Raw genomic sequence first — 4,589 nt, forward strand, 5'->3', positions numbered from 1 at the left:
GGCCGAAGAACCCGCAGCCCCTCCGCCGCCCGCGCCGGCACCACCCGCCGCAGCACCCGCAGCGACGGCCGCGCCCGCCACGGTCACCGCCGCGCGCTTCGACGCCGCCTATCTGAACAACCCGCATCCGGCCTACCCGGCGCTGTCGCGCCGCCTGCGCGAGGAGGGCCAGGTGACGCTGCGCGTGTTGGTGTCGCCCGACGGCCAGCCCGCCCAGGTCGAGCTGCGCACCAGCTCCGGCTCCGAGCGCCTCGACCGCGCCGCGCGCGAGGCGGTGGCGCGCTGGCGCTTCGTGCCCGCACGGCGCGGCGACAGCGCGATCGAATCCTGGGTCCTGGTGCCCATCGTCTTCAAACTTCAAGGAAACTGAGCATGGACAGTTCGCAGGCCTTCGGCCTCGCCCACCTGTGGGCGCAATCCGACAACATCATCCGCGCGGTGGCGCTGATCCTGCTGGTGATGTCGATCACCAGCTGGTACCTGATCCTCAGCCGCTCCCTGCGTCAGCTGCGTGCGCGCAGCCACAGCGGCGCCGTAGAGGCCTTCTGGGCCGCCCCCGACCTCGACGCCGGTCTGCGCGTGCTCGCCGAGCGCGCCCCGGAGTCGCCCTTCGAGGCGCTTGCCCAGCAGGGCGCCGCCGCCGCCCAGCACGTGCGCCGGCACACCCACAGCAACACCCTCGGCGGCAAGCTCGACACCGACGAGGTCATCACCCGCGCGCTGCGCAAGTCGATCGCGCTGTCGACCGCGGCGCTCGAGTCCGGCCTCACCGTCCTCGCCTCGATCGGCTCGACCGCCCCCTTCGTCGGCCTCTTCGGCACGGTGTGGGGCATCTACCACGCGCTGGTGAACATCAGCGTTTCGGGCATGGCGACGCTGGACAAGGTGGCGGGCCCGGTCGGCGAGGCGCTGATCATGACCGCCTTCGGCCTCTTCGTCGCCATCCCGGCGGTGCTGGCCTACAACGCCATCACGCGCGCCAACCGCGTCGAGCTCTCCGAACTCGACGCCTTCGCCCACGACCTGCACGCCTGGTTCGCCACCGGCGCACGCATCGCTGCAGTGCCCGGCGCCGCGCCACGCGCGGCCGAAGTCGCCACGGGCACGCCGGCCGGCGCGCACGGAGCGGCGTGATGGCCTTCGGGGGATTCAGCCAGGGCGAGACGCGCGCCCCGCAGAGCGACATCAACATGGTGCCGCTGATCGACGTCATGCTGGTGCTGCTGATCGTGTTCATGATCACCGCGCCGCTGCTGACCCACTCGGTCAAGATCGACCTGCCGCAGGCCTCCAGCGCGCCGACCGAACAGAAGCCGGAGACGGTGGCACTGTCGATCGACGGCGACGGCCGCGTGTTCTGGAACAACGAGGCGGTCGACGAGGTGGCCCTTCCCGCCCGTCTGAGCGCCGCCGCGGCGCAAAAGCCCCAGCCGGAGCTTCACCTGCGCGCCGACCGCAACACGCGCTACGAGGTGATCGCGGAGGTGATGGCCGAGGCGCGCAGCGCCGGCATCGAGAAGATGGGCTTTGTGACCGTGCCGGAACGCTGAACGTCGAGGAAGGAATGAAAGGAGGCGCCAGGATGCGGAGCGATTCCGCGCCCTGGCGCCCTTATTTCGATTGCGGCCCCCTCGCTCCCGGCTCCCGGGAGCAGGCGATCAGACGGCGCGGTTGCGCACGCGGACGATGACGTCGATTGCGTCGAGCACCACGCCCGCGGGCAGGCGGGGCTGGCCGATCACGCGCAACTCGTCGTCCGAGATGTCGCGCACCTCGCCGCTGTCGATGTTGTAGAGGTGGTGGTGCGGCGCGGTCGTGGAGTCGTACACCACGCGCTGGGGATCGACGAACAGCTCGCGGATCATCTTCTTCTCGCTGAACAGCCGCAAGGTGTTGTACACCGTGGCGCGCGAGACGTCGGGCGAGGCCTCGAGCACCTTCGCCCAGATCTGGTCCGCCGAGAGATGCACCGGCGCCGAAAACAGGGCGCGTGCAATCTCGATGCGCTGGTGCGTGACCGGAATGCCGGCCTGGCGCAGGCAGGCGATGGCGTCGGAGGATGCGTAGGTGTTCATCATGGCAGTCGACCTTCTGGTTGCGCATCCGCACCCCGTGCGGATTTGCATTGGACCCTGTCTGAATGCTGGACCGGGTCCCGGATCGTGTCAATAATCCATGAGAACTAGTACCGGGGCACGAACCTGCGTCCGTGCCCCGGCATTCCTGCGACAAGCCGGATGGCTTTTCGGATTACTTGAACGGATCGGGACGCGGCGTCGCGTTGCTCGACGGCGGCAGCACCGGCATCGCGATCTGCGGCAGTTCGCCGGTCAGCGTCTTCAGGAAGGCGACGATCTGTCCGATCTCATCCTTGCTGTAGGTGCGGCCGAGCTGCAGGCGCCCCATGGTATCCACCGCCTGCTCGAGCGTCGCCGCCTCGCCGTCGTGGAAGTACGGGTAGGTCAGCGCGACGTTGCGCAGGGTCGGCACCTTGAAGTTGAAGCGGTCGGCATCGGCACCGGTGACCGCCGAGCGGCCTTCGGCGGGCGAGCTGCTCTTGTACGGCTCGACCACGCCCATGCGCTGGAATGACGTGCCGCCGGCCGCCGGACCGTTGTGGCAGGCCACGCAGCCGCTTTCCTTGAATAGGGTGTAGCCGGCGAGCTCTTTCTCGGACAGCGCCTTGTCGTCGCCCCTGAGCCACTTGTCGAAGCGCGAATCGGGCGTGACCAGGGTCTTCTCGAACTCGGCGATCGAGTCGGTGATCATGTCGATGTCGATCTTGTTCTTGCCGTACACCGACTCGAACTCTTCGACGTAGCCCGGGATCGACTGCAGGATGCCGACCGCCAGGGTGTGCGGCATGTTCATCTCGACGCCGGCCTGGATCGGGCCGCCGGCCTGCTCCTTGAGGTCGGCCGCACGGCCGTCCCAGAACTGGGCGATCGCCAGGCTGGAGTTATAGACGGTCGGCGAGTTCACCGGACCGGCTTTCCAGCCGTGGCCGATCGAGGTCTTGAGGTTGTCGGTGCCCCCCATCGACAGGTTGTGGCAGGTATTGCAGGAGATGATGCCCGACATCGACAGGCGCGGCTCGAACCACAACTTCTTGCCGAGCTCGACCTTGGCGGCGTTCTCCACCTTCGCCGGCTCGATCGGCTTGATCGGTTCGTCCCGCACCGCCACGGCCGCCCAGGCGCTGCCAGCCACCACCAATGCCACCGCCACGCTCGTTGCCTTCAACTTCATCATGATGCTTCTCCTTGCCAGTTCGGCGAATTGTCGCTTCTTGGTTTCCCACCCTGCCCGGAGCAGGATGTTCCGACGCGCTAATTAGACTCTGTCTAAACAAGCTATTTCTTGACTACGGTCAACGTTTTGGAGTCGCGCGCCGGAACGATGCGTCCCACGGGCGGTCTCTCCAGCCGTAAACGACGCGGCTTCAATCCGATACAAGCGCAGGTCTCGCGGGCCGCTATGCTCTTGCCCACGAATCGATGCAGCGCCCGGCGGTCCGCCGGCAAGCCCTGAGCCCAATGAACGAAGACAAGCCCTCCAACCGAACCGCCCGCCCGCGCTGGGGACGCCGCGCCCTGCTGATCCTGGTGCCGCTGCTGCTCGCCGGCGCCTGGTACGGTCGCAGCGCCTTCATCGGTGAGCGCGACCCCACCACCAACTACCAGTTCACCACCGTGCAGCGCGGCGACGTCGAGGACGTCGTCACCGCCACCGGCACCCTGCAGCCGCGCGACTATGTGGACGTGGGCGCGCAGGTCTCCGGTCAGTTGCGCAAGATCCACGTCGAGGTCGGCGACACGGTCGAGGCCGGCCAGCTGCTCGCGGAGATCGACCCCACGGTCTATCGTGCCCGCGTCGACGCCTCACGCGCCCAGTTGAAGAACCTGCGTGCGCAGCTGAAGGACCGCGAGGCCCAGCTCGCCCTCGCGCAGATCCAGCAGCGCCGCCAGCGCGCGCTGATGGCCGAGGACGCCACCACCAAGGAGAGCCTGCAGACCGCCGAAGCCTCGGCGATGTCGGCGGAGGCTCAGCTCGAGGCGCTGCGCGCGCAGATCGAGCAGATCGAATCGACCCTGCGCGCCGACGAGGCCAACCTGCAATACGCCCGCATCCTGTCGCCGATGGCCGGCACCGTGGTGTCGATCACTGCGCGCCAGGGCCAGACGCTCAACACCAACCAGCAGGCACCGGTGGTGATGCGCATCGCCGACCTGTCCACGATGACCGTGCAGACCCAGGTATCGGAGGCCGACATCGGCCGCCTGAAGCTGGGCATGGAAGCCTACTTCACCACCCTGGGCGGAAGCGGCAAGCGTTGGCAGGGCAAGCTCGAGAAGGTCGAGCCCACGCCCACGGTGACCAACAACGTGGTGCTCTACAACGCGCTCTTCGACGTCCTCAATCCCGACGGCCGGCTGATGACGCAGATGACCGCACAGGTCTTCTTCGTGGTCGCGCAGGCCAAGGATGCGCTGCTGATCCCGATGGCCGCACTCGCCCAGGGCCAGGCGCGCCCGCCCCAGGCAGGGGCCGGCCCCGCCCCCGCAGCCCCGCCCGGCGCCGGGGCGCCC

At 68.3% G+C, this 4,589-nt stretch carries 6 protein-coding genes; 4 read left to right on the top strand and 2 right to left on the bottom strand.

Annotated elements, in window-relative coordinates; all coding sequences use genetic code 11:
• The 3 genes from C665_RS18465 to C665_RS18475 form a co-directional block, all read left to right on the top strand.
• Window positions 1-370: energy transducer TonB (locus tag C665_RS18465; protein WP_004326357.1), on the top strand; the 370-nt coding region annotated here is incomplete at its 5' end.
• A gap of 2 nt (window positions 371-372) precedes the next feature.
• Complete coding sequence (locus C665_RS18470) at window positions 373-1,134, top strand: MotA/TolQ/ExbB proton channel family protein (RefSeq protein WP_004326358.1); 762 nt, start codon at window positions 373-375, stop codon at window positions 1,132-1,134.
• Window positions 1,134-1,550 carry an ExbD/TolR family protein gene (locus C665_RS18475; protein WP_004326359.1) on the top strand — a complete coding sequence of 139 codons (417 nt, stop codon included), beginning with the start codon at window positions 1,134-1,136 and terminating at the stop codon, window positions 1,548-1,550. Before C665_RS18470 ends, C665_RS18475 begins: the two co-directional genes overlap by 1 nt.
• Window positions 1,551-1,658: 108 nt before the next feature.
• Here C665_RS18475 and C665_RS18480 read toward each other — a convergent pair whose 3' ends face one another.
• Window positions 1,659-2,078, bottom strand: coding sequence for a Fur family transcriptional regulator (locus C665_RS18480; protein ID WP_004326360.1), 420 nt, complete (start codon window positions 2,076-2,078; stop codon window positions 1,659-1,661).
• 172 nt (window positions 2,079-2,250) lie between these two features.
• Complete coding sequence (locus tag C665_RS18485) at window positions 2,251-3,252, bottom strand: cytochrome-c peroxidase (RefSeq protein ID WP_004326361.1); 1,002 nt, start codon at window positions 3,250-3,252, stop codon at window positions 2,251-2,253.
• A 284-nt stretch (window positions 3,253-3,536) separates the two neighbouring features.
• Here C665_RS18485 and C665_RS18490 point away from each other — a divergent pair.
• On the top strand, window positions 3,537-4,589 hold a 1,053-nt coding region (locus tag C665_RS18490; protein ID WP_004326362.1), incomplete at its 3' end, for an efflux RND transporter periplasmic adaptor subunit.

This window comes from Thauera aminoaromatica S2 (assembly GCF_000310185.1).
GTDB classification, from domain to species: domain Bacteria; phylum Pseudomonadota; class Gammaproteobacteria; order Burkholderiales; family Rhodocyclaceae; genus Thauera; species Thauera aminoaromatica.

Bases quoted from the DNA above. Each gene is read 5' to 3' on its own strand.
- C665_RS18470 (WP_004326358.1), top strand. From the start codon at position 373: ATGGACAGTTCGCAGGCCTTCGGCCTCGCCCACCTGTGGGCGCAATCC.
- C665_RS18475 (WP_004326359.1), top strand. From the start codon at position 1,134: ATGGCCTTCGGGGGATTCAGCCAGGGCGAGACGCGCGCCCCGCAGAGC.
- C665_RS18480 (WP_004326360.1), bottom strand. From the start codon at position 2,078: ATGATGAACACCTACGCATCCTCCGACGCCATCGCCTGCCTGCGCCAG.
- C665_RS18485 (WP_004326361.1), bottom strand. From the start codon at position 3,252: ATGATGAAGTTGAAGGCAACGAGCGTGGCGGTGGCATTGGTGGTGGCT.